The organism is Amycolatopsis sp. NPDC049159, from assembly GCF_040648295.1.
Taxonomy (GTDB): Bacteria; Actinomycetota; Actinomycetes; order Mycobacteriales; family Pseudonocardiaceae; genus Amycolatopsis; species Amycolatopsis pretoriensis_A.
This window is the reverse complement of sequence record NZ_JBEZDL010000003.1, coordinates 349,868-369,598: the sequence shown is the minus strand read 5'-3', so window position 1 is coordinate 369,598 and position 19,731 is coordinate 349,868. Positions and strand designations below refer to the sequence as shown.

The 19,731-nt window shown below is 68.5% G+C and carries 32 protein-coding genes; 4 read left to right on the top strand and 28 right to left on the bottom strand.

What is annotated here, in order from left to right; translation table 11 throughout:
• Positions 1-321: 321 nt before the first annotated feature.
• From AB0B33_RS08010 to AB0B33_RS07880, 27 genes are all read right to left on the bottom strand, one after another.
• Positions 322-1,248 carry a hypothetical protein gene (locus tag AB0B33_RS08010; RefSeq protein WP_360768218.1) on the bottom strand — a complete coding sequence of 309 codons (927 nt, stop codon included), beginning with the start codon at positions 1,246-1,248 and terminating at the stop codon, positions 322-324.
• 101 nt (positions 1,249-1,349) lie between these two features.
• On the bottom strand, positions 1,350-1,796 hold the full coding sequence (rplO, locus tag AB0B33_RS08005) for a 50S ribosomal protein L15 (RefSeq protein ID WP_247015080.1): 447 nt from the start codon (positions 1,794-1,796) through the stop codon (positions 1,350-1,352).
• Positions 1,793-1,978 (bottom strand): 50S ribosomal protein L30, encoded by a 186-nt coding sequence (gene rpmD / locus AB0B33_RS08000; RefSeq protein ID WP_155548877.1) that lies wholly within the window; start codon positions 1,976-1,978, stop codon positions 1,793-1,795. Before rpmD ends, rplO begins: the two co-directional genes overlap by 4 nt.
• Position 1,979: 1 nt before the next feature.
• The gene (rpsE, locus tag AB0B33_RS07995) at positions 1,980-2,627 is read right to left on the bottom strand and encodes a 30S ribosomal protein S5 (protein ID WP_103342416.1); all 648 of its coding nucleotides are present in this window, start codon (positions 2,625-2,627) and stop codon (positions 1,980-1,982) included.
• Between the two features lie 34 nt (positions 2,628-2,661).
• Positions 2,662-3,060: a 50S ribosomal protein L18 gene (gene rplR / locus AB0B33_RS07990; RefSeq protein ID WP_247015082.1), complete on the bottom strand. Its 399-nt coding sequence runs from the start codon at positions 3,058-3,060 to the stop codon at positions 2,662-2,664.
• Between the two features lie 2 nt (positions 3,061-3,062).
• Positions 3,063-3,602 carry a 50S ribosomal protein L6 gene (rplF, locus tag AB0B33_RS07985; protein WP_103350708.1) on the bottom strand — a complete coding sequence of 180 codons (540 nt, stop codon included), beginning with the start codon at positions 3,600-3,602 and terminating at the stop codon, positions 3,063-3,065.
• Positions 3,603-3,618: 16 nt separating this feature from the next.
• Complete coding sequence (rpsH, locus tag AB0B33_RS07980; RefSeq protein ID WP_103342413.1) at positions 3,619-4,017, bottom strand: 30S ribosomal protein S8; 399 nt, start codon at positions 4,015-4,017, stop codon at positions 3,619-3,621.
• Positions 4,018-4,107: 90 nt separating this feature from the next.
• Positions 4,108-4,293, bottom strand: coding sequence for a type Z 30S ribosomal protein S14 (locus AB0B33_RS07975; protein ID WP_004558870.1), 186 nt, complete (start codon positions 4,291-4,293; stop codon positions 4,108-4,110).
• A gap of 4 nt (positions 4,294-4,297) precedes the next feature.
• The gene (rplE, locus tag AB0B33_RS07970) at positions 4,298-4,861 is read right to left on the bottom strand and encodes a 50S ribosomal protein L5 (RefSeq protein ID WP_247015084.1); all 564 of its coding nucleotides are present in this window, start codon (positions 4,859-4,861) and stop codon (positions 4,298-4,300) included.
• Complete coding sequence (gene rplX / locus AB0B33_RS07965; protein ID WP_086857322.1) at positions 4,861-5,175, bottom strand: 50S ribosomal protein L24; 315 nt, start codon at positions 5,173-5,175, stop codon at positions 4,861-4,863. Before rplX ends, rplE begins: the two co-directional genes overlap by 1 nt.
• Entirely contained in the window at positions 5,175-5,543 is a 369-nt protein-coding gene (gene rplN / locus AB0B33_RS07960; protein WP_004558867.1) for a 50S ribosomal protein L14, read from the bottom strand. The genes rplX and rplN overlap by 1 nt, the downstream gene beginning before the upstream one ends.
• Before the next feature lie 78 nt (positions 5,544-5,621).
• Positions 5,622-5,900, bottom strand: a complete 279-nt coding sequence (gene rpsQ / locus AB0B33_RS07955; protein ID WP_247015086.1) for a 30S ribosomal protein S17 — start codon at positions 5,898-5,900, stop codon at positions 5,622-5,624.
• Positions 5,897-6,142: a 50S ribosomal protein L29 gene (rpmC, locus tag AB0B33_RS07950; RefSeq protein WP_086675500.1), complete on the bottom strand. Its 246-nt coding sequence runs from the start codon at positions 6,140-6,142 to the stop codon at positions 5,897-5,899. Before rpmC ends, rpsQ begins: the two co-directional genes overlap by 4 nt.
• Positions 6,142-6,561: a 50S ribosomal protein L16 gene (gene rplP / locus AB0B33_RS07945; protein ID WP_004558864.1), complete on the bottom strand. Its 420-nt coding sequence runs from the start codon at positions 6,559-6,561 to the stop codon at positions 6,142-6,144. Before rplP ends, rpmC begins: the two co-directional genes overlap by 1 nt.
• Positions 6,562-6,564: 3 nt before the next feature.
• A complete protein-coding gene (gene rpsC, locus AB0B33_RS07940; RefSeq protein ID WP_086857324.1) occupies positions 6,565-7,392 on the bottom strand; it encodes a 30S ribosomal protein S3 in 828 nt (275 codons plus the stop codon).
• The gene (gene rplV, locus AB0B33_RS07935; RefSeq protein WP_247015088.1) at positions 7,392-7,808 is read right to left on the bottom strand and encodes a 50S ribosomal protein L22; all 417 of its coding nucleotides are present in this window, start codon (positions 7,806-7,808) and stop codon (positions 7,392-7,394) included. Before rplV ends, rpsC begins: the two co-directional genes overlap by 1 nt.
• A gap of 31 nt (positions 7,809-7,839) precedes the next feature.
• Positions 7,840-8,121 (bottom strand): 30S ribosomal protein S19, encoded by a 282-nt coding sequence (rpsS, locus tag AB0B33_RS07930; RefSeq protein WP_003102083.1) that lies wholly within the window; start codon positions 8,119-8,121, stop codon positions 7,840-7,842.
• A 17-nt stretch (positions 8,122-8,138) separates the two neighbouring features.
• Positions 8,139-8,975 carry a 50S ribosomal protein L2 gene (gene rplB, locus AB0B33_RS07925; protein WP_360768211.1) on the bottom strand — a complete coding sequence of 279 codons (837 nt, stop codon included), beginning with the start codon at positions 8,973-8,975 and terminating at the stop codon, positions 8,139-8,141.
• Positions 8,976-8,990: 15 nt separating this feature from the next.
• Positions 8,991-9,302, bottom strand: coding sequence for a 50S ribosomal protein L23 (rplW, locus tag AB0B33_RS07920; protein WP_003102087.1), 312 nt, complete (start codon positions 9,300-9,302; stop codon positions 8,991-8,993).
• The gene (gene rplD, locus AB0B33_RS07915; RefSeq protein WP_247015090.1) at positions 9,299-9,988 is read right to left on the bottom strand and encodes a 50S ribosomal protein L4; all 690 of its coding nucleotides are present in this window, start codon (positions 9,986-9,988) and stop codon (positions 9,299-9,301) included. Before rplD ends, rplW begins: the two co-directional genes overlap by 4 nt.
• Positions 9,985-10,641 carry a 50S ribosomal protein L3 gene (rplC, locus tag AB0B33_RS07910; RefSeq protein ID WP_247015093.1) on the bottom strand — a complete coding sequence of 219 codons (657 nt, stop codon included), beginning with the start codon at positions 10,639-10,641 and terminating at the stop codon, positions 9,985-9,987. The genes rplD and rplC overlap by 4 nt, the downstream gene beginning before the upstream one ends.
• 34 nt (positions 10,642-10,675) lie before the next feature.
• Positions 10,676-10,981: a 30S ribosomal protein S10 gene (rpsJ, locus tag AB0B33_RS07905; protein WP_003102098.1), complete on the bottom strand. Its 306-nt coding sequence runs from the start codon at positions 10,979-10,981 to the stop codon at positions 10,676-10,678.
• Positions 10,982-11,402: 421 nt separating this feature from the next.
• Positions 11,403-12,596 (bottom strand): elongation factor Tu, encoded by a 1,194-nt coding sequence (gene tuf / locus AB0B33_RS07900; RefSeq protein ID WP_247015095.1) that lies wholly within the window; start codon positions 12,594-12,596, stop codon positions 11,403-11,405.
• Positions 12,597-12,728: 132 nt separating this feature from the next.
• Positions 12,729-14,828 carry an elongation factor G gene (gene fusA / locus AB0B33_RS07895; protein WP_247015097.1) on the bottom strand — a complete coding sequence of 700 codons (2,100 nt, stop codon included), beginning with the start codon at positions 14,826-14,828 and terminating at the stop codon, positions 12,729-12,731.
• 74 nt (positions 14,829-14,902) lie between these two features.
• Positions 14,903-15,373: a 30S ribosomal protein S7 gene (gene rpsG / locus AB0B33_RS07890; RefSeq protein ID WP_003102106.1), complete on the bottom strand. Its 471-nt coding sequence runs from the start codon at positions 15,371-15,373 to the stop codon at positions 14,903-14,905.
• Positions 15,373-15,747 (bottom strand): 30S ribosomal protein S12, encoded by a 375-nt coding sequence (gene rpsL / locus AB0B33_RS07885; protein ID WP_003102113.1) that lies wholly within the window; start codon positions 15,745-15,747, stop codon positions 15,373-15,375. The genes rpsG and rpsL overlap by 1 nt, the downstream gene beginning before the upstream one ends.
• 703 nt (positions 15,748-16,450) lie before the next feature.
• Positions 16,451-16,606 carry a hypothetical protein gene (locus AB0B33_RS07880; RefSeq protein WP_086857727.1) on the bottom strand — a complete coding sequence of 52 codons (156 nt, stop codon included), beginning with the start codon at positions 16,604-16,606 and terminating at the stop codon, positions 16,451-16,453.
• 156 nt (positions 16,607-16,762) lie between these two features.
• Here AB0B33_RS07880 and AB0B33_RS07875 point away from each other — a divergent pair, with 156 nt between their 5' ends.
• The 4 genes from AB0B33_RS07875 to AB0B33_RS07860 are packed head-to-tail and all read left to right on the top strand — an operon-like array spanning position 16,763 to position 19,488.
• A complete protein-coding gene (locus AB0B33_RS07875; protein ID WP_360768207.1) occupies positions 16,763-17,326 on the top strand; it encodes a YbaB/EbfC family nucleoid-associated protein in 564 nt (187 codons plus the stop codon).
• On the top strand, positions 17,326-17,667 hold the full coding sequence (locus AB0B33_RS07870; protein ID WP_247015101.1) for a hypothetical protein: 342 nt from the start codon (positions 17,326-17,328) through the stop codon (positions 17,665-17,667). The genes AB0B33_RS07875 and AB0B33_RS07870 overlap by 1 nt, the downstream gene beginning before the upstream one ends.
• Before the next feature lie 13 nt (positions 17,668-17,680).
• Positions 17,681-18,871 carry a hypothetical protein gene (locus AB0B33_RS07865; protein WP_360768203.1) on the top strand — a complete coding sequence of 397 codons (1,191 nt, stop codon included), beginning with the start codon at positions 17,681-17,683 and terminating at the stop codon, positions 18,869-18,871.
• Positions 18,871-19,488 (top strand): hypothetical protein, encoded by a 618-nt coding sequence (locus tag AB0B33_RS07860; protein WP_360768200.1) that lies wholly within the window; start codon positions 18,871-18,873, stop codon positions 19,486-19,488. The genes AB0B33_RS07865 and AB0B33_RS07860 overlap by 1 nt, the downstream gene beginning before the upstream one ends.
• Here AB0B33_RS07860 and AB0B33_RS07855 read toward each other — a convergent pair.
• The gene (locus tag AB0B33_RS07855) at positions 19,469-19,693 is read right to left on the bottom strand and encodes a hypothetical protein (RefSeq protein ID WP_247015107.1); all 225 of its coding nucleotides are present in this window, start codon (positions 19,691-19,693) and stop codon (positions 19,469-19,471) included. The two genes, AB0B33_RS07860 and AB0B33_RS07855, sit on opposite strands and share 20 nt — an antisense overlap.
• Positions 19,694-19,731: the final 38 nt, after the last annotated feature.

Here is a 19,731-nt window from a genome sequence, read left to right as displayed (position 1 = left end):
GTGTCGCCGACTCTAACAGCTTCACAGGGCGTGTCCGCAGTCCGTGTGCGTTTTCCGTACCAAGGTTGCTCCGGCGGGTTGATCCACATCGTCGTCTTGGCGGTATTCCTTGACAGATTGTGGATCAAGCGCTTAATGCCGGGTACACGGGATTGCGGCTTCCACCTGCGGGACGGCTGCCGGGCGGGTGCCCGTCGCGGGGTTTCGGAGGTGTTCCCGCACCGGCGCGGGCCGAGGGGCGCCGTAGCCCGTTCGATGATCGTCGGCGGGACCGGCCCGGCGAGCACCGTCGGTCAGCGTTCGCCCCTGGCGCAAGGGCGATCAGCCGGGCTGCCCGGGCTGTTCCGGCTCTTCGGGCGGCAGGACGGTGATCGCGACTCCGCTCGGCGGTGTCGGGGTGTCGGCGTAGGCGACGGCGGGGTCGGCCCAGTCGCGGTTCCGGAGCGGCAGGTGGGCGACGACCGCGGCGGCGACGGCCACGGCGGCGGCCAGGATCAGCAGCCACATCCCGGTCGCGGTGACGACCTCGAGGTCGACGTCGCCGACCAGGGCGCTCAGCTCGAACCGGTTCATCCCGACGGTGGTGACCACGCCGGCGGTGAAGACGGCGGCCGCCCCGATGAGCAACCGGCCGCGCCCGGTCCGGGAGAAGGCCACGAAGGCGGCGGCGAACAGCAGGACGGCGGCGAGGACGAGCGGCACCCCGAGCGGCGCGCCGGCCCGGTCGGTGGCGTCCTGGCCGGGGATTTCGACGCTGGTGCCCCAGGCGGTCTGGGTGATGACCAGGCGGGTTTCGAAGGACCGCTGGCGGACGCTGAGGTGCTCCTGGACGCGGAAGAGCGGCAGCAGGGTGCCGGCGACGGTCAGGAGGGCCGCGAGGAAGGAGAGGGCGGCCGGGAGGAAACGCAGAACCCCGGCGGCGGGGGCCGGCGCGGGGTCCTCGCCGGGCTGGGCCGGCTCCGGCTGGGCCGGCTGAAGCGGCAGGCCGGGCAGCTGCGCGACGGGGAACGGCGCCGGCAGCGAAGGCTGTGGGTGCGACGCATCGGCCGGGAAGACCGGGGTCGCGGGCGGCCGCGGCGGCTCCACCGGGAAGTCCCACGGCGCCGGCGGCGAAGGGCGTGCCGGCTCCCCCGCCTGCGCACCCGCGCCCGGCTCGAGACCGGCCGGCCTCGGGGCCTCGACCGGGAAGCTCAACGGCGACTCGGCCGGCTCAGCCGGGTCGACCGGGTCCTGCGGTGATCTGTCCACTCCCCGATCCTGGCGTCCGGATCCGCCTCCCGGCAAGGAACCCGGGTACGCCGAAGGCCCGCCTGGCGCGAGCCAGACGGGCCTTCGAAGAGCGGAACAGCTCAGTTGGTGGTGGCCGAACCGCCGGCCGCCTCGAGCTTCTCCTTGGCGGAGCCGGAGAAGGCGTCCGCCGTGATGTCCAGCTTGACGCCGTTGAGGTCGCCGTTGCCGAGGACCTTCACCAGCTTGCCCTTGCGGACCAGGCCGCCCTGCACGAGCTCCTCGGCGCCGATCTTGCCGCCGTCCGGGAAGACGCGGGCGATGTCGCCCACGTTCACCGGCTGGTACTCGGTGCGGAAGCGGTTCTTGAACCCACGCAGCTTCGGGAGCCGCATGTGGATGGGCATCTGCCCACCCTCGAACCCGGCGGGCACGTTCTTCCGGGCCTTGGTGCCCTTCGTACCGCGACCGGCCGTCTTGCCCTTCGAACCTTCACCACGACCCACGCGCATCTTCTCGCGCTTGGCGCCCGGAGCCGGACGCAGGTGGTGGATCTTGATGGCCGTCATGCCTTGACCTCCTCGACCTCCACCAGGTGGCGGACGGTGTGGATCAGGCCGCGCACCTGGGGGGTGTCTTCACGCACGACGCTCTGGCGGATCTTGCGCAGCCCGAGGGTGCGCAGCGACTCGCGGTGAGCGTGCTTCGTGCCGATCTTGCTCTTGACCTGCGTGACCTTGAGCTCAGCCATGTCAGACCCCCTGGCCCGCACGCTGGCGCAGCATCCGGGCCGGCGCGACGTCCTCGAGCGGGAGACCGCGGCGGGCCGCGACCTCTTCGGGACGCTGCAGACCCTTCAGGGCCGCCACGGTCGCGTGCACGATGTTGATCGCGTTGTCGGAGCCGAGCGACTTCGACAGCACGTCGTGGACGCCCGCGCACTCCAGCACCGCGCGCACCGGGCCACCGGCGATGACGCCGGTACCGGCGGACGCCGGGCGGAGCAGCACGACACCGGCGGCTTCCTCGCCCGTGATCGGGTGGGGAATGGTGCCGCCGACGCGCGGGACGCGGAAGAAGTTCTTCTTCGCTTCCTCGACGCCCTTGGCGATCGCCGCGGGAACTTCCTTGGCCTTGCCGTAGCCGACGCCGACCTGACCGTCACCGTCACCGACGACGACGAGGGCGGTGAAGCTGAAGCGACGACCACCCTTGACGACCTTGGCGACGCGGTTGATCGTCACGACCTTCTCGAGGTGCGGGGTCTTGTCCTGGCCGGCCCCGCCACGGCCGCTGTCGCGCCGGTCCCGGCCGCCACCGCGACGGTCATTGCGGTCGTTGCCGCCCTGCCCGCCGGGTCCGCCCTGTCCGCCGCCGAATTGCCGTGTACGTCCCGGCATCAGGCTTTCCTTCCGTTAACAAGCTTCTGCATCGTCAGAACTCCAACCCCGCCTCGCGGGCGGCGTCGGCGAGCGCGGCGATGCGGCCGTGGTAGGCGTTGCCCCCACGGTCGAACACCACGGCCGAGATCCCGGCGTTCTTGGCGCGCTCGGCGACGAGGGCCCCGACCTTGGCGGCCTTGGCCTTCTTGTCACCGTCGAACGCACGCAGGTCCGCCTCGAGGGTGGACGCCGACGCCAGCGTGTGGCCGGCCAGGTCGTCGATCACCTGCACGGCGATGTGCCGCGAGGACCGCTTGACGACCAGGCGCGGGCGCTGCTCGGTGCCCGAAACCTTCTTGCGGAGCCGGAAGTGCCGACGGGCCTTCGCGACGCGGCGCCGGGTCGAGACGTCCGTGCCGACCGGCTTGCGCTTCGTAGTCGTGTCGCTCATGATCACTTACCCGTCTTTCCGACCTTGCGGCGGATCTTCTCACCCTCGTACCGCAGGCCCTTGCCCTTGTACGGGTCCGGGCGCCGCAGCTTGCGGATGACGGCCGAGATCTGGCCGACCTTCTGCTTGTCGATGCCGGAGACCGAGAACCGGGTCGGGGTCTCCACCTTGAAGGTGATGCCCTCGGGGGCCTCGATCTTCACCGGGTGCGAGTAGCCGAGGGCGAACTCGAGGTCCGAACCCTTCGCCTGCACGCGGTAACCCACGCCGTGGATTTCCATCTTCTTCTCGTAGCCGGCGGTGACGCCGACGACGAGGTTGTTCACCAGCGTGCGGGTGAGCCCGTGGAGCGCCTTGGAGGTGCGCTCGTCGTCCGGGCGCTTCACCAGCAGCGTGCCGTCTTCGTCGCGCTCGACGGTGATCGGCTCGGCGATGGTGTGCTCAAGGGTGCCCTTGGGCCCCTTGACCTTGATCTGCTGACCGTCGATGGTCACCTCGACCCCGGAAGGGACGGCGACCGGCAGCTTTCCGATGCGTGACATGCCTGTACCCCTTCCCTTACCAGACGTAGGCGAGGACTTCGCCGCCCACGCTGTTTCGCTTGGCCTGACGGTCCGTCTGCAGGCCACCGGACGTCGAGATGATCGCGATGCCCAGGCCGCCGAGCACGGACGGCAGTTCGGTCGATTTGGCGTAGATCCGCAGACCGGGCTTGGAGACGCGCCGGAGGCCGGCGATGCTCCGCTCACGGTTGGGGCCGTACTTGAGCTCGACGACGAGGTTCTTGTGCTTCTCGCCCGGCTCGTCGTGGTAACCCGCGATGTAACCCTCGCGCTTGAGGATCTCGGCGATGTTCGCCTTGAGCTTCGAGTGCGGGAGCTTGACCTCGTCGTGGTACGCCGAGTTCGCGTTACGCAGACGCGTCAAGAAGTCTGCGATGGGGTCGGTCATCGTCATGGTGACCTGTCAACCTTTCTCGCCCTGGTTCCCCGCCGCCCGGTATCCGGGCGGCAGGGCCTGTGGCGAAGTGGGAGTTAAAAAAAGCTCTTACCAGCTGGACTTGCGGACGCCGGGCAGCTCGCCCGCGTGCGCCATCTCGCGAAGGCAGATCCGGCAGAGCCCGAACTTGCGGAACACGGCGTGCGGGCGGCCGCACCGCTGGCAGCGGGTGTAGGCGCGCACGGCGAACTTCGGCTTCTTCGCGGCCTTGTGAACCAGTGCTTTCTTGGCCATCGGCTCAGTTCTCCTTGAACGGGAAGCCGAGCTTGCGCAGCAGCGCCCGGCCCTCGTCGTCGTTCGTGGCGGTCGTGACGACGGTGACGTCCATGCCGCGCGGGCGGTCGATGGAGTCGGGGTCGATCTCGTGGAACATCGACTGCTCGTTGAGACCGAACGTGTAGTTGCCGTGGCCGTCGAACTGCTTCGGCGAAAGCCCGCGGAAGTCGCGGATACGCGGCAGCGCGATGGTCAGCAGCCGGTCGAGGAACTCCCACATCCGGTCGCCGCGCAGCGTGACGCGCGCGCCGATCGGCTGGCCCTCGCGCAGCTTGAACTGCGCGATGGACTTGCGGGCCTTCCGGACCTCGGGCTTCTGACCGGTGATCAGGGCGAGGTCCTTGACCGCACCCTCGATCAGCTTGCTGTCACGGGCGGCGTCGCCGACACCCATGTTCACGACGACCTTCACGACGCCCGGGATCTGGTGGACGTTGGCGAAGGAGAACTCCGCCTGCAGCTGGCCCTTGATCTCTTCGCGGTAGCGCACCTTGAGGCGCGGCGCGACCTTCTCTGCGGTGGTCATCAGATGTCCTTACCGTTCCGGCGCGAGATCCGGACCTTCTTGCCGTCCTCGCCGATGCGGTAACCCACCCGTGACGGCTTGCCGTCCGAGTCGACGACCATCACGTTCGAGACGTGGATGGGCGCCTCCTGCGTGACGATGCCGCCGGACTGCGCGCCGCGCTGGGTCTGGCTGATCCGCGTGTGCTTCTTGATCCGGTTCACGCCCTCGACCAGCACGCGGTCGCGCTCGGGGTAGGCCTGGATGACCTTGCCCTTGGCGCCCTTGTCCTTGCCGGCGATGACGACGACCGTGTCGCCCTTCTTCACCTTCATCACAGCACCTCCGGCGCGAGCGAAATGATCTTCATGAACTTTCGGTCGCGCAGCTCGCGGCCCACCGGGCCGAAGATGCGGGTGCCGCGGGGCTCGTTGTCGTTCTTGATGAGCACGGCGGCGTTCTCGTCGAACCGGATGTAGGAACCGTCCGGACGACGACGCTCCTTGACCGTGCGGACGATGACGGCCTTGACGACGTCGCCCTTCTTCACCCCGGCGGCCGGGATGGCGTCCTTCACGGTGGCGACGATGATGTCGCCGATGCCGGCGTAGCGCCGCCCGGAACCACCGAGAACGCGGATGCAGAGGATTTCCTTCGCACCCGTGTTGTCGGCTACCCGAAGCCGCGACTCCTGCTGGATCACGTCAACTCCTGTATGTCGCGCCGGTTCTCGCCCGACGAGCGAGCCTTGCGGAACTAAGAACTCTCGAAAGAGCCCTGCTTACTTGGCCTTCTCCACGATCTGCACGAGGCGCCACCGCTTCGAAGCCGACAGCGGGCGGGTCTCCATCAGGGTGACCCGGTCGCCCACGCCCGCCTCGTTGTTCTCGTCGTGCACCTTCACCTTGGAGGTGGAGCGGACGACCTTCGAGTAACGGGGGTGCTTCTTGCGGTCCTCGAGCTCGACCACGATCGTCTTGTTCATCTTGTCCGAGACGACGTAGCCCTCGCGGACCTTGCGGTCGTTCCGGGCCGGCGTCTCGGTGGTGGGCTCGCTCATGCGGCACCTTCACTCTCGGCGTCGGGGGCAACGGACAGGCCGAGTTCGCGCTCGCGCATGACCGTGTAGATCCGCGCGATGTCCGTGCGGACGGTGCGCAGACGGCGGTTGTTGTCGAGCTGCCCGGTCGCCATCTGGAAGCGGAGGTTGAAGAGCTCCTCCTTGTATTCCTTCAGACGCAGGACGAGCTCTTCCGCGGTGAGCTCACGCAGCTCCGATGCCAGAGCACCAGCGTTCGCCATCAGAACTCACCACCTTCACGGGTCACGATGCGGCACTTCATGGGCAGCTTGTGGATCGCGCGGCGGAGCGCCTCACGGGCGGTCTCCTCGTTCGGGAACGAGATCTCGAACATCACGCGGCCCGGCTTCACGTTGGCGATCCACCACTCGGGCGAACCCTTACCGGAACCCATGCGGGTCTCGGCCGGCTTCTTCGTCAGCGGGCGGTCCGGGTAGATGGTCGTCCACACCTTGCCACCACGCTTGATGTGACGGGTCATGGCGATACGAGCGGACTCGATCTGCCGGTTCGTCACGTAGCTGTGCTCAAGCGCCTGGATGCCGTACTCGCCGAAGCTGACCTTCGTGCCACCCTTGGCGGCGCCGTGGCGCTTCGGGGAGTGCTGCTTCCGGTGCTTGACCCTGCGCGGGATGAGCACGTCTCAGCCCTCCGTCTTTTCTGCGGTCTCGGTGGCCGGGGCCGCCGGGGCCTCGGTCGTGGCGGCAGCGGCGGCCCGACCGGCTTCGGTCGAGGTCGCCGTGGTGCCCGACGCGCCGGAACGACGCGGGCGGGACGGCCGGTCGCTGCGCTCGCGACGCGGCGCGCGCTCGGCGGCGTCACGGGCTTCGCGGGCCTTCAGGCCACCGACGAGCTCACCCTTGTAGATCCACACCTTGACGCCGATGCGACCGAACGTCGTCTTGGCCTCGAAGAAGCCGTAGTCGATGTCGGCGCGCAGCGTGTGCAGCGGGACGCGGCCATCGCGGTAGTGCTCGGAGCGGGACATCTCGGCACCGCCGAGACGACCGCCGCACTGCACGCGGATGCCCTTGACCTGCGGCGAGCGCATGGAGGTCTGGATCGCCTTCCGCATCGCGCGGCGGAACGCCACGCGGTTGGAGAGCTGCTCCGCGACCGCCTGGGCGACCAGCTGGGCGTCGGCCTCGGGGTTCTTGACCTCGAGGATGTTCAGCTGGACCTGCTTCTTGGTCAGCTTCTCCAGCGCGCCGCGGATCCGGTCGGCCTCCGCGCCGCGGCGGCCGATGACGATGCCCGGCCGGGCGGTGTGGATGTCGACGCGGACGCGGTCACGGGTGCGCTCGATCTCGACCTTGGAGATGCCGGCGCGCTCCATGCCCGTCGCCAGCAGCTTGCGGATCTTGACGTCCTCGGCCACGTACTCGGCGTACTGCTTGTCGGCGTACCAGCGCGACTTCCAGTCCGTGGTGATACCCAGGCGGAAACCGTGCGGGTTGATCTTCTGGCCCACTACCGGCCACCTGCCTTCTTCTTGCTCTGCGCCTTCTGCGTGACGGCCGGACGCGACTCCACCTCGACGGTGATGTGGCTGGTCCGCTTGCGGATCCGGTACGCACGGCCCTGGGCCCGCGGCCGGATGCGCTTGAGGGTCGGGCCCTCGTCGGCGTACGCGTTCTTGACCCAGAGGGTGTCCGGGTCCAGCTGAAGGTTGTTCTCGGCGTTGGCCACGGCGCTGGCGAGCACCTTCGCGACCGGCTCGCTGGCCGCCTGCGGGGCGAACCGGAGCACGGCCAAGGCGTCGGCGGCGCTACGTCCCTTGATGAGCTCGATCACCCGGCGCACCTTGGTCGGCGAGTCCCGGACGAAGCGAGCCCGCGCGTAAGCCGTAGGCAGGGCCTCGACCGTCGCGTCGTTCTGGGCGTTCATCGCTACTTCCCTTGTCTGGTTTCGTGCCCGCTCAGCGGCGGCGCGACTTGCGGTCGTCCTTGATGTGGCCCTTGAAGGTCCGCGTCGGGGCGAATTCGCCCAGCTTGTGACCCACCATGGCCTCGGTGACGAACACCGGGACGTGCTTGCGGCCGTCGTGCACGGCGATCGTGTGACCCAGGAAGTCCGGGATGATCGTCGAGCGGCGCGACCAGGTCTTGATGACCGTCTTCTTGCCCGATTCGTTCAGCGCGTCCACCTTCTTGAGCAGGTGGTCGTCCACGAACGGGCCCTTCTTAAGGCTGCGTGGCATTGCTTCTACCTCCCTGCTCAGCGCTTGTTCTTGCCGGTGCGGCGGCGGCGGACGATGAGGGCGTCGCTCGGCTTGCGCCGGCGCGTACGACCCTCGGGCTTGCCGTTCGGGTTGACCGGGTGGCGACCACCGGAGGTCTTACCCTCACCACCACCGTGCGGGTGGTCGACCGGGTTCATGACGACACCGCGGACCGTGGGGCGCTTGCCGCGCCAGCGGTTGCGGCCGGCCTTGCCCCAGTTGATGTTGGCGTGGTCGGAGTTGCCGACCTCGCCGACCGTGGCGCGGTTGCGCACGTCCACGTTGCGGATCTCACCCGAGGGGAGACGCAGCTGGGCGTACGGACCGTCCTTGGCGACGAGCTGCACCTTCGCGCCCGCGGACCGCGCCATCTTCGCGCCGCCACCGGGGCGGAGCTCGATCGCGTGGATCACGGTGCCGACCGGGATGTTGCGCAGCGGCAGGTTGTTGCCCGGCTTGATGTCGGCCCGGGGGCCGTTCTCGACGGTGTCGCCCTGCTTCAGCTTCTCCGGCGCGATGATGTAGCGCTTCTCGCCGTCGGCGTAGTGCAGCAGCGCGATGCGAGCCGACCGGTTGGGGTCGTACTCGATGTGCGCGACCTTGGCGGGGATGCCGTCCTTGTCGTTGCGACGGAAGTCGATGACTCGGTACGCGCGCTTGTGGCCGCCACCCTTGTGCCGGGTGGTGATCTTGCCGGACGAGTTGCGACCGCCCGAACCGCTCAGCGGACGAAGCAGCGACTTCTCCGGGGTGGAGCGGGTGATCTCGGCGAAGTCCGAGACGCTCGAACCGCGACGACCCGGGGTCGTCGGCTTGTACTTGCGGATGCCCATTGTCAGCTCAGTCCTTTACGCGGTGGGTCCGCCGAAGATCTCGATCGCCTTGCTCTCGGGCGAAAGAGTCACGATGGCGCGCTTGGTGTCCTTGCGCTTGCCGAAGCCCGCGCGAGTCCGCTTCCGCTTGCCCTGACGGTTGGCCGTGTTGACGCTGACCACCTTGACGCCGAACACCTTCTCGACCGCGATCTTGATCTGGGTCTTGTTGGCGTCCGGGCGGACGATGAACGTGTACTTGTGGTCCTCGAGCAGCCCGTAGGACTTCTCGGAGATGACCGGCGCGAGCAGGATGTCGCGGGGGTCCGGAATGGCGACCGAACTCACTTCTCGTCACTCCCTTCCGTGACCTCGCCCGACCGCGCGGAAGCCTTGACGGTCTTGCCGCGGGCGGGGCCGGCGACGAACACGTCGTACGCGGCCTTGGTGAACACGACGTCGTCGTTGACCAGCACGTCGTAGGTGTTGAGCTGGTCGGCCCAGAGGATGTGCACCTCGGGCAGGTTCCGCAGCGAAACCCAGCTCAGCTCGTCGTCCCGGTGCAGCACCACGAGCACGCGCTTCGCGGCCGTGACGGCGGCGAGAGCGGACTTGGCGGCCTTGGTGTTCGGCTTCTCGCCGGTCACCAGTTCGGTCACGACGTGCAGCTGGCCGGCGCGGGCCCGGTCGGAGAGAGCGCCACGCAGAGCGGCGGCCTTCATCTTCTTCGGGGTGCGCTGGGAGTAGTCACGCGGCGTGGGGCCGTGGACGACGCCACCGCCGACGAACTGCGGCGCGCGGGTCGAACCCTGGCGGGCACGGCCGGTGCCCTTCTGCCGGTACGGCTTCTTGCCGCCACCGGAGACCTCACCACGGGTCTTCGTGTCGTGCGTGCCCTGGCGCGCGGCGGCCTGCTGGGCCACCACCACCTGGTGCATCAGCGCGACATTGGCCTGCACGTCGAAGATCTCCTCGGGGAGGTCCACGGTGCCGTCGGCTTTACCGGCCGGGGTCTTCAGCTCGACGCTTGTCATTCGGAGTTACCACCCTTCGCGGCGCTGCGCACGAACAGCAGGCCGCCCTTGGGACCGGGCACGGCGCCCTTGATCAGCAGCAGGCCGTCCTCGGCACGCACGGCGTGCACGGTCAGGTTCTGCGTGGTGACCCGGTCGTTGCCCATCCGGCCTGCCATGCGCAGGCCCTTGAAGACGCGGCCGGGGGTGGCGCAGCCACCGATCGAACCCGGCTTGCGGTGCACGGCCTGGGCACCGTGGCTCGCGCCCTGGCCCTTGAAACCGTGGCGCTTCATGACGCCCGCGTAGCCCTTGCCCTTGCTGGTCCCGGTCACGTCGACCTCGACGCCGGCAGCGAACACCTCGGCGGTGATCTCCTGGCCGACCTCGTAGGTCTCGGCGTCCGTGGTGCGCAGCTCGGCGAGGAACCGGCGCGGCGTCACGCCCGCCTTGTCGAAGTGGCCGGTGCGCGGCTTGTTCACCTTGCGCGGGTCGACCGCGCCGAACGCCAGCTGCACGGCCCCGTAGCCGTCCTTGTCCTGCGTCCGAACCTGGGTGACCACGTTCGGACCGGCCTTCACGACGGTGACCGGGACAACCCGGTTCTGTTCGTCGAAGACCTGGGTCATGCCGAGCTTGGTGCCCAGGATGCCCTTCATCTGCCTGTCAGACATGAGTCTCTTACTCTCCGCCGCTCGCCCGCCGCTACTACTGGATGTTGACGTCGACGCTCGCCGGCAGGTCGATGCGCATGAGCGCGTCGACCGTCTTCGGCGTCGGGTCGAGGATGTCGATCAGACGCTTGTGCGTGCGCATCTCGAAGTGCTCGCGCGAGTCCTTGTACTTGTGCGGCGAGCGGATGACGCAGTAAACGTTCTTCTCGGTGGGCAGCGGCACCGGCCCGACAACACGGGCGCCGGTGCGCGTGACCGTCTCCACGATCTTGCGCGCCGAGGTGTCGATCGCCTCGTGGTCGTAGGCCTTGAGCCGGATGCGGATCTTCTGTCCCGCCATGGTGGCTGCTCGTTCCTTGTCGTCTCGTGCCGCTATCTCACAAACCCCGCCCGGATGTCGCCACCCTGGCTGGGTTTCCGCAGTTCAACGGCCCTGTCCCCGGTCCACGCGGTCGGGCGTGTCGCGCCCGACGCACAGACGGATCCCGCGGGATCGTCGTCTTGCCTGGTCTTCCTCAACGTGAGGAGGCTATGAGCCGGCTGCTCTTTTGCAAGAACGCCGTCTCACCGCCTTTGCCCGCTCGCCTACCCGAAGGAAGAGGCTCGGCGGACCGTGGCCACTCGCGCCAGGGCGGCCGGACCCTCGTGGAGAAAACTCCGACGTGGATCGGCCGCCCCAGGACGAGCAACCCGAATAGTGTCGCACACGTGATTTGACGCCCCTGAGCCGGGGGTGTATTACCCCCGGCCGGGGCGTCGAATCACTTGTTGATCTTGGTGACCTGGCCCGCGCCGACGGTCCGGCCACCCTCGCGGATGGCGAAGCGCAGACCCTCGTCCATCGCGACCGGCTGGATCAGCGCGACCGTGATGTCGGTGTTGTCGCCCGGCATGACCATCTCGGTGCCCTCGGGGAGGGTCACGACGCCGGTCACGTCGGTGGTGCGGAAGTAGAACTGCGGGCGGTAGTTGTTGAAGAACGGGGTGTGACGGCCACCCTCGTCCTTCGACAGGATGTAGACCCGGCCCTCGAAGTCGGTGTGCGGGGTGGTGGTACCCGGCTTCACGACGACCTGGCCGCGCTCGACGTCCTCGCGCTTGATGCCGCGGACGAGGAGGCCGACGTTGTCGCCCGCCTGGCCCGAGTCGAGCAGCTTGCGGAACATCTCGACACCGGTGACGGTGGTCTTGGTCGACTTCTCGCGGATACCCACGATCTCGACCTCTTCGTTGACGTTGATCTGGCCGCGCTCGACGCGACCGGTCACCACGGTGCCACGACCGGTGATGGTGAAGACGTCTTCGATCGGCATCAGGAACGGCTTGTCGAGCTCGCGCACCGGGTCCGGCACGTTGTTGTCGACCGCGCTCATCAGCTCGAGAACGGCGTCGGCCCACTTCTCGTCGCCCTCGAGGGCCTTGAGACCGGACACGCGCACGACCGGGGCGTCGTCGCCGGGGAACTCCTGCGAGGACAGCAGCTCGCGGACCTCGAGCTCGACGAGCTCCAGGATCTCCTCGTCGTCGACCATGTCGGCCTTGTTCAGCGCGACCACGATGTAGGGCACGCCGACCTGACGGGCGAGCAGCACGTGCTCACGCGTCTGCGGCATCGGGCCGTCGGTCGCCGCGACCACGAGGATCGCGCCGTCCATCTGCGCCGCACCGGTGATCATGTTCTTGATGTAGTCCGCGTGACCGGGAGCGTCGACGTGCGCGTAGTGACGCTTCTCGGTCTGGTACTCGACGTGCGAGATGTTGATCGTGATGCCGCGCTGCTTCTCTTCCGGCGCGTTGTCGATCTGGTCGAACGCCCGCGACTCGTTCAGCTCCGGGTACTTGTCGTGCAGCACCTTGGTGATCGCCGCGGTCAGAGTCGTCTTGCCGTGGTCAACGTGGCCGATGGTGCCGATGTTGACGTGCGGCTTGGTCCGCTCGAATTTCGCCTTCGCCACTGGAATGTCCTCCTGGACTGATTTGCTTCGTGCTCAGCGGGCGGCGTGGCTGCCGCCCGCTGAATGTTCCTTCGTCGGTGCTGCGGACGTTCAGGAGAGTCCCTTAATGCCCGCGAGCGCTGGGGGGAGGAGTTACTCCCCCGTCGCCTTCGCGATGATTTCCTTCGCGACGTTCGCGGGAACCTCGGCGTAGGAGTCGAACAACATGGAGTAGTTCGCCCGGCCCTGGGTGCGGGACCGGAGGTCACCGACGTAGCCGAACATCTCCGACAGCGGGACCAGCGCCTTCACGACGCGGATACCCGCCCGCTCCTCCATGGCCTGGATCTGACCACGACGGGAGTTGAGGTCACCGATGACGTCACCCATGTAGTCCTCGGGCGTGGTCACCTCGACCGCCATCATCGGCTCCAGGATCACGGGTTGGGCCTTCTTCGCGGCTTCCTTCATCGCCATGGAACCGGCGATCTTGAACGCCATCTCCGAAGAGTCGACCTCGTGGTAGGCACCGTCCAACAGGGTGAACTTCAACCCGACGAGCGGGTAGCCGGCCAGGACGCCGTACTGCATCGCGTCCTGGGCGCCGGCGTCGACCGAGGGGATGTACTCCCGCGGCACGCGGCCACCGGACACCTTGTTGTCGAACTCGTAGAGCGCGCCGTCGGTGCGCTCGAGCGGCTCCAGCTTCACGATGACCTTCGCGAACTGGCCGGAACCACCGGTCTGCTTCTTATGGACGTAGTCGAGCTTGTCGACCGTCTTCTTGATCGTCTCACGGTAGGCGACCTGCGGCTTGCCGATGTTCGCCTCGACCTTGTAGTCGGACTTCATCCGGTTCACCAGCACCTCGAGGTGCAGCTCGCCCATGCCCGCGATGATCGTCTGGCCGGTGTCCTCGTCCAGCTTGACCTGGAACGTCGGGTCCTCTTCGGCCAGCTTCTGGATCGCCAGGGACAGCTTCTCCTGGTCGGCCTTCGTCTTCGGTTCGATCGCGACCCGGATGACCGGCTCGGGGAACGTCATCGACTCCAGCACGATCGGGTTCTGCGGGTCCGCCAGGGTGTCACCCGTGGTGGTGTCCTTCAGCCCGATGACCGCGTAGATGTGGCCGACCTGGGCGTCGTCGACCGGGTTCTCCTTGTTGGAGTGCATCTGGAAGATCTTCCCGATGCGCTCCTTGCGCTCCTTGGTCGCGTTGACGACCTGCGCCCCGGCGGCGACCTTGCCCGAGTAGACCCGGATGTAGGTCAGCTTGCCGAAGAATGGGTGCGCGGCGATCTTGAACGCGAGCGCGGCGAACGGCTCGTCGACCGACGCCTTGCGGGACGCCACGGTCTCGCCGTCGGGCAGCAGGCCCTCGACGGCCGGGACGTCCAGCGGGGTCGGCAGGTAGTCGATGACCGCGTCGAGCATGGGCTGCACGCCCTTGTTCTTGAACGCGGAACCGGCCAGCACCGGGAAGACCTGGCTGCTGATGGTGAGCTTGCGGATGCCGGACTTGATCTCGGCTTCCGTGAGCTCCTCACCCTCGAGGAACTTCTCCATCAGCGCGTCGTCCGCCTCGGCGACGGTCTCGACGAGCTTCTCGCGGTACTCCGCGGCCAGCTCGGCCAGCTCGGCGGGGATCTCCTCGACGGAGTAGTCCTCGCCCTTCTGGACCTCGCCGCGCCAGGTCAGCGCCTTCATGCGGACCAGGTCGACGACGCCTTCGAAGTCGTTCTCGGCGCCGATCGGCAGCTGGATGACCAGCGGCCGGACACCGAGGCGCTCGACGATGGTCTTCACGGTGTAGTAGAAGTCCGCACCGAGCTTGTCCATCTTGTTGACGAAGCAGATGCGCGGGACGTCGTACTTGTCCGCCTGCCGCCAGACCTGCTCGGACTGCGGCTCGACGCCTTCCTTGCCGTCGAAGACGGCGACCGCACCGTCGAGCACCCGGAGGTTGCGCTCCACCTCGACGGTGAAGTCGACGTGGCCCGGGGTGTCGATGATGTTGATCTGGTGGTCGTCCCAGAAGGTGGTGGTCGCAGCCGAGGTGATGGTGATGCCCCGCTTCTGCTCCTCCTCCATCCAGTCCATGGTGGCGGCGCCGTCGTGGACTTCACCGATCTTGTAGTTGACCCCGGTGTAGAACAGGATCCGCTCGGTGGTGGTCGTCTTGCCGGCGTCGATGTGGGCCATGATGCCGATGTTGCGGACCTTGTTCAGGTCGGTCAGCACTTCACGTGCCACGAGAGTGTTCCCCTGTTCTCAAGCTTGGGGCCCGGCATGGCTGGCCCAGAAGACGGGCGGCGATGCCGAACTACTTACCAGCGGTAGTGCGCGAAGGCCCGGTTGGACTCGGCCATCTTGTGCGTGTCCTCGCGACGCTTCACGGAGGCACCGAGGCCGTTGGAAGCGTCCAGGAGCTCGTTCTGCAGGCGCTCGATCATCGTCTTCTCGCGGCGAGCCTGCGAGAAGGAGACCAGCCAGCGCAGCGCCAGGGTGGTGGAGCGGCCCGGCTTGACCTCGATCGGCACCTGGTAGGTGGCGCCACCGACGCGGCGGCTCTTCACCTCGATGGTGGGCTTCACGTTGTCGAGGGCGCGCTTCAGCGTGACGACGGGGTCGGTGCCCGTCTTCTCGCGAGCGCCTTCGAGCGCGCCGTAGACGATGCGCTCGGCCAGGGACCGCTTCCCGTCCTTCAGCACCTTGTTCACCAGCTGGGTGACCAGCGGGGAGGCGTAGACGGGGTCGGAGATCAGCGGCCGCTTCGGGGCCGGACCCTTGCGGGGCATTAGCTCTTCTCCTTCTTCGCGCCGTACCGGCTGCGCGCCTGCTTGCGGTTCTTGACACCCTGCGTGTCGAGCGAACCGCGGATGATCTTGTAACGGACACCCGGAAGGTCCTTCACACGACCACCGCGCACGAGCACCATCGAGTGCTCCTGCAGGTTGTGGCCCTCACCGGGGATGTAGGCGGTGACCTCGATGCCGCTGGTCAGCTTCACACGCGCGACCTTGCGCAGCGCCGAGTTCGGCTTCTTGGGGGTGGTCGTGTACACGCGGGTGCACACGCCGCGCCGCTGCGGGCTCCCCTTGAGGGCCGCGGTCTTCTGCTTGGCAGCCTTGTCCTGGCGGCCCTTGCGGACCAGCTGCTGGATCGTGGGCAATGGACCAGCTTCCTGTCGTGATCTGCTTCTTCGTGTCTTCACCGGCCCCCGCGGTCGGGCGTGTCGGCCCGCGTCACGGTCTGACGACCGGTAACTTCCCGGAGGGATTTCCGTCGGAACCCCGACCTGCCGAAGCCGGTGACCGGGTGCCTGAGCACCCCGCCCATGCCGCACGGCACGCGGAGCGGCCCGACGCATGCCGGGCACGGTCTCCAAAGATACCCGCCCGGATCCGGACGGAGCGCGGCGGGGGGTCTGAAGGTCGGCGAACGTTCAGCCTACCTCTCGGCACCGCCCGGCCGGGGGATGTTCCGGAGTCCGGTCACCCCGGTGCGGCGGCCGCACTTCCCGGCCCGCGCTTCTCCCGCCGACAGTGTTCTCAACGCGGGTGACCCCCGGGATGTTCCAGGGGCCGCGCGGACGGGCGCTCCCCCCTCCCGCGGCGCTCCGGCCCCGGCCACGACGCGGGCGCCGGCGGTCGTGCCGCTCCCGGTTCCCGGCGATGCACGGGCAGCAGGGCCGCACGTCAGCCGCGGCCGGGCCGCGAACCGCCCCCCTCGGCGGTCGCTGCCCGGACCACTCCGCGACCGGAGCCCGGAGCTCGCCCTTCGTCCGGCGACGTGAACGACCCGTTCACGTCGCCGGACGAGGTGAACGAGTCGTTCACGGCACCGCGGGCGGCTCGGTCCGGGCGCGCGGTGCGTCAGTCTTCGTCGGGCTTCGCGTGGTCCGGCTTGCCCGGGTTCGGGTCCCGCGAGAGGTCGATCAGCGGGTGCACCCCCGCCCCCTCGGGTGCCGCGTGGCTCCCGGTCGACTTCGGCTCCTCGTCGGGCCGGCCGGCCCCTTCGGTGCTGGTCATCACACACTCCTAGCGTTCATCCCTGCTTCCCCTTGCGGCCGGAAACCTACCCACTACCCGACCGGGTGACGCAGTGGGATCGGATCGGCCGTTCCGTGCGTCACACCGCCACCGAAGGGCCACGATGAGTGGACAGGCGATCGGAGGGACGAGGGCATGGCGGCCGAGTTCGACCGACTGGTGACCGAGTTCGAGCGGTTCCAGTCGAGCATCCGGGACGTCGACGACCGGTTCGCCGGTCTCGGCGCGATGCAGCAGGAGCTGTCGGAACTCCAGGCGAGCGCGTCGTCGCCGGACGGCGGGGTGACCGTCGTCACCGGGCCGGGTGGTGCGGTCCTGGACGTCAAGTTCACCGACGCCGCGCTGGCGAAGGGGCCGCAGGCGCTGTCCGCGGCCCTGATGACGACGCTGCGGGAAGCCGTCGGCGAAGCGGCCCGGCGGCAGGCGGTGCTCGTCCAGGAGCACCTCGGCGACGAGCTCGGCCTGGTCGACCAGGTCCTGGAGACGCAGGCCGAGGCGTTCGGAACCACCGTCGAAGAAATGCGGTCGAAGCTGGCGGAAGGGACGCCGTCGCGGGAGCGGCCGTCCGCACCGGAGGACTTCTCCGAGGAGCGGGTGCTGCGCCAGGCCGGCGACGCCCCGCCGCCACCGGCACCGCCGGCGAGCGGCGGGACCGCGGGCGAGTCGTTCCTGCGGAACCTGTTCGACGAGGAGGACTGATGCCCGACGGGACCGGCGGCTACCAGGTCGAGGTCGACGCGCTGCACAAGTACGTCGGCGTGCTCGGCCAGTACAAGGACCAGGGCGCGAAGTTCACCGAGAAGGTCGGGCAGTCCGACGTCGGCGACAAGTCGTGGGGCGTGGTCGGCCTGTTCACCAAGCACGGGTACGACGAAACGCTGCGGGAGCTGCGCGACCTGCTGGCCTCGATGGCCGAGGGCCTGACCTCGGCGCAGGGCAAGTTCACCGACGCGGCGAACGTCTACCAGGGCACCGAAGACGACCACAAGGCCTTCTTCGGGCAGGTCGAGGTCCTGCTCGACGGCCCGAAGAAGCCCTGAGGGGGCCACGACGATGGCGGAGTTCCAGGACGTCGCGAGCGGCGTCAGCGTGAAGAGCGACGACCCGGGCACCGTGCTGGGGGTGAACGTCGACAACGCGGTCAAGGCGACGCCGTTCGTGGGCGGTGCCGTGACCGCCGGCAAGGACGTCGTCTCCGTGTACCAGGCGGTCACCGCGCCCCACCCCGACGGTGTCGACATCGCGCTCGGGGTGGCCTCGATCGCGACCGACACGACGTCGTTCATCCAGTCCAGCGCGAGCACCGTCACCGACATCGCCACCGACCCGCTCGGCTGGCTCGTCGGGCAGGGGCTGAACTTCCTGATCAGCGCGGTCCAGCCGATCCAGGACGCGATCCACTTCGTCAGCGGCGACGGGCCCGCGCTCGCCACCGCGGCCGGCAACTTCGGCGCCATCGCCACCGGGCTGGACGAGCTGGCGAAGAACTTCGCCGCGGTCGCCGACACGTCGCTGGCGGGCTGGAAGGGCGACGCCGGCGACGCGGCGCGAAGGTCGCTCGGCGAGTTCGCCCACGGCATCGGCGGCGTCTCCGCGAAGTCCGGCGACATGGCGCAGATGCTGCAGCTGAGCAGCATGCTGATGAGCTTCGTCGAGGACCTGATCAAGGCGATCCTCACCGAGCTGGTCACCTGGCTGATCATGATCTGGATCCCGGCGCTCGCGGCCGCGGTGCCCACCTGCGGGGCGTCGGTGGCCACCGCGGGCACGGCGTCGGAGGTCAAGCTCGGCACGACCGCCGCGAAGACGACGAAGAAGGTCTCGAAGGTCCGCGAGCTGCTGCAGAAGATCCTCGAGTGGCTGCAGAAGATGAAGGCCAAGCTGGCCGCCACGAAGCTGGGCAAGGTGTTCGCCGACGGCAAGACCGCGGAGAAGCTCGCGGAGATCGCCGAAGGCAACGCGGGCAAGAGCATGGTCGACAAGCTCAAGGGCGCCGAAGGCATGATCGGCAAGCGGGCCGGCGAGAACGCGCTGTCCGAGATCGCGAAGAAGGGCGGCGAAGCCGCGGCCAAGGGCGTCTTCGGGTTCAACCCGGCCAACCCCGGCGACAACCCGGCCAAGACGCTGAACGACCACCTCGGCAAGCTCAACAGCCACGTCAAGAACGCCAAGAAGGCGAGCGACCACGGCGAGACCGGCCGGACCCAATCCGACGACGAGACGCGCGAGGACCTGGACTTCTGATGGCAGGCGTGGTGGCGGTCGTCCTGATCGTGGCGGTGTTCGCGGTGGTGGCGGCCCTCTGGTGGCGGTCGCGCACGAAGTTCGTCGAGAGCCGCAAGGAGCACTGGTTCAAGGCCTTCGCGGCCGAGCGCGGCGGCACCTTCGACAGCGGCGTCCCCAGCGACGCGCGGGCGGTCCCGACCTTCGGCGTGCGCCACCCGAGCGGCCGGCCGCTGGCCGGGAGCACCCACACGAAGTGGGTCGAGTTCCGGCACCGCGACCGGCCGGTGATCGCCGTCGACGCCCAGGAGCCGTACCGGCACTTCGACGACCACACGTACTTCCGCGACATCCACGTCACGCAGGTGCGGGTCCCGGTCTCCCCCGAGCTGCGGATCACCGGGGGGAAGGGCCTGTCGGTGCCGTCGGACCCGCGGCTCGAGGGCGAGCTGACCCGGTGGCTGGCCGCGAACCCGCGTTTCGCCGGGCGGGACGTCGTCGTCGAACACGGCTCGGCGCGGACCTGGGGCCAGGGCTGCGCGACCCGGGCGAACATCGTGGCCGAGGCCGACTACCTCGGCGAACTGGCGGACGCGCTGCCCGCCGTGCTGTGGAGCGTCAGCGGCGACGCGTCGTGAGGTGCGTCAGGCCCGCCGACAGCGCGAACACCAGGCCCAGCCCCACGACGTAAGGGCCGGCCAGCAGGGCGAACCCGGCGCCGATGTTGGCGTCGGGCTGGTCGGACGTCGCCCGGAAACCGATCGCGCCGACCGAAAGCAGGATCGCCCCCACGGTGATCAGGAGGACGGCCACCACCGTGAGGCGCTTCGTGACAGTCGTCATGTCCCCATGGTGCCGGGGTACGGGCCAATTCGCTGGAC

What these genes read in the sequence shown, in the direction of transcription:
- rplO (WP_247015080.1), bottom strand. Translation starts at nt 1,796, where the DNA reads ATGACGGCCATCAAGATCCACCACCTGCGTCCGGCTCCGGGCGCCAAG.
- rpsE (WP_103342416.1), bottom strand. Translation starts at nt 2,627, where the DNA reads ATGCCGGGACGTACACGGCAATTCGGCGGCGGACAGGGCGGACCCGGC.
- rplV (WP_247015088.1), bottom strand. Translation starts at nt 7,808, where the DNA reads ATGAACGCCCAGAACGACGCGACGGTCGAGGCCCTGCCTACGGCTTAC.
- rplE (WP_247015084.1), bottom strand. Translation starts at nt 4,861, where the DNA reads ATGACCACCGCAGAGAAGGTCGCGCCGCGCCTCAAGGTGCGCTACCGC.
- AB0B33_RS07860 (WP_360768200.1), top strand. Translation starts at nt 18,871, where the DNA reads ATGGCAGGCGTGGTGGCGGTCGTCCTGATCGTGGCGGTGTTCGCGGTG.
- AB0B33_RS07870 (WP_247015101.1), top strand. Translation starts at nt 17,326, where the DNA reads ATGCCCGACGGGACCGGCGGCTACCAGGTCGAGGTCGACGCGCTGCAC.
- AB0B33_RS07875 (WP_360768207.1), top strand. Translation starts at nt 16,763, where the DNA reads ATGGCGGCCGAGTTCGACCGACTGGTGACCGAGTTCGAGCGGTTCCAG.
- rpsG (WP_003102106.1), bottom strand. Translation starts at nt 15,373, where the DNA reads ATGCCCCGCAAGGGTCCGGCCCCGAAGCGGCCGCTGATCTCCGACCCC.
- rpsS (WP_003102083.1), bottom strand. Translation starts at nt 8,121, where the DNA reads ATGCCACGCAGCCTTAAGAAGGGCCCGTTCGTGGACGACCACCTGCTC.
- rplD (WP_247015090.1), bottom strand. Translation starts at nt 9,988, where the DNA reads ATGACAAGCGTCGAGCTGAAGACCCCGGCCGGTAAAGCCGACGGCACC.
- rplR (WP_247015082.1), bottom strand. Translation starts at nt 3,060, where the DNA reads ATGAGCGACACGACTACGAAGCGCAAGCCGGTCGGCACGGACGTCTCG.
- rpsJ (WP_003102098.1), bottom strand. Translation starts at nt 10,981, where the DNA reads ATGGCGGGACAGAAGATCCGCATCCGGCTCAAGGCCTACGACCACGAG.
- rplX (WP_086857322.1), bottom strand. Translation starts at nt 5,175, where the DNA reads ATGAAGGTGAAGAAGGGCGACACGGTCGTCGTCATCGCCGGCAAGGAC.
- AB0B33_RS07865 (WP_360768203.1), top strand. Translation starts at nt 17,681, where the DNA reads ATGGCGGAGTTCCAGGACGTCGCGAGCGGCGTCAGCGTGAAGAGCGAC.
- rpmC (WP_086675500.1), bottom strand. Translation starts at nt 6,142, where the DNA reads ATGGCGAACGCTGGTGCTCTGGCATCGGAGCTGCGTGAGCTCACCGCG.
- rpsH (WP_103342413.1), bottom strand. Translation starts at nt 4,017, where the DNA reads ATGACGATGACCGACCCCATCGCAGACTTCTTGACGCGTCTGCGTAAC.
- rplB (WP_360768211.1), bottom strand. Translation starts at nt 8,975, where the DNA reads ATGGGCATCCGCAAGTACAAGCCGACGACCCCGGGTCGTCGCGGTTCG.
- rplF (WP_103350708.1), bottom strand. Translation starts at nt 3,602, where the DNA reads ATGTCACGCATCGGAAAGCTGCCGGTCGCCGTCCCTTCCGGGGTCGAG.
- rpmD (WP_155548877.1), bottom strand. Translation starts at nt 1,978, where the DNA reads ATGGCTGAGCTCAAGGTCACGCAGGTCAAGAGCAAGATCGGCACGAAG.
- rplC (WP_247015093.1), bottom strand. Translation starts at nt 10,641, where the DNA reads ATGTCTGACAGGCAGATGAAGGGCATCCTGGGCACCAAGCTCGGCATG.
- AB0B33_RS07880 (WP_086857727.1), bottom strand. Translation starts at nt 16,606, where the DNA reads ATGACCAGCACCGAAGGGGCCGGCCGGCCCGACGAGGAGCCGAAGTCG.
- AB0B33_RS07855 (WP_247015107.1), bottom strand. Translation starts at nt 19,693, where the DNA reads ATGACGACTGTCACGAAGCGCCTCACGGTGGTGGCCGTCCTCCTGATC.
- AB0B33_RS07975 (WP_004558870.1), bottom strand. Translation starts at nt 4,293, where the DNA reads ATGGCCAAGAAAGCACTGGTTCACAAGGCCGCGAAGAAGCCGAAGTTC.
- rpsQ (WP_247015086.1), bottom strand. Translation starts at nt 5,900, where the DNA reads ATGAGCGAGCCCACCACCGAGACGCCGGCCCGGAACGACCGCAAGGTC.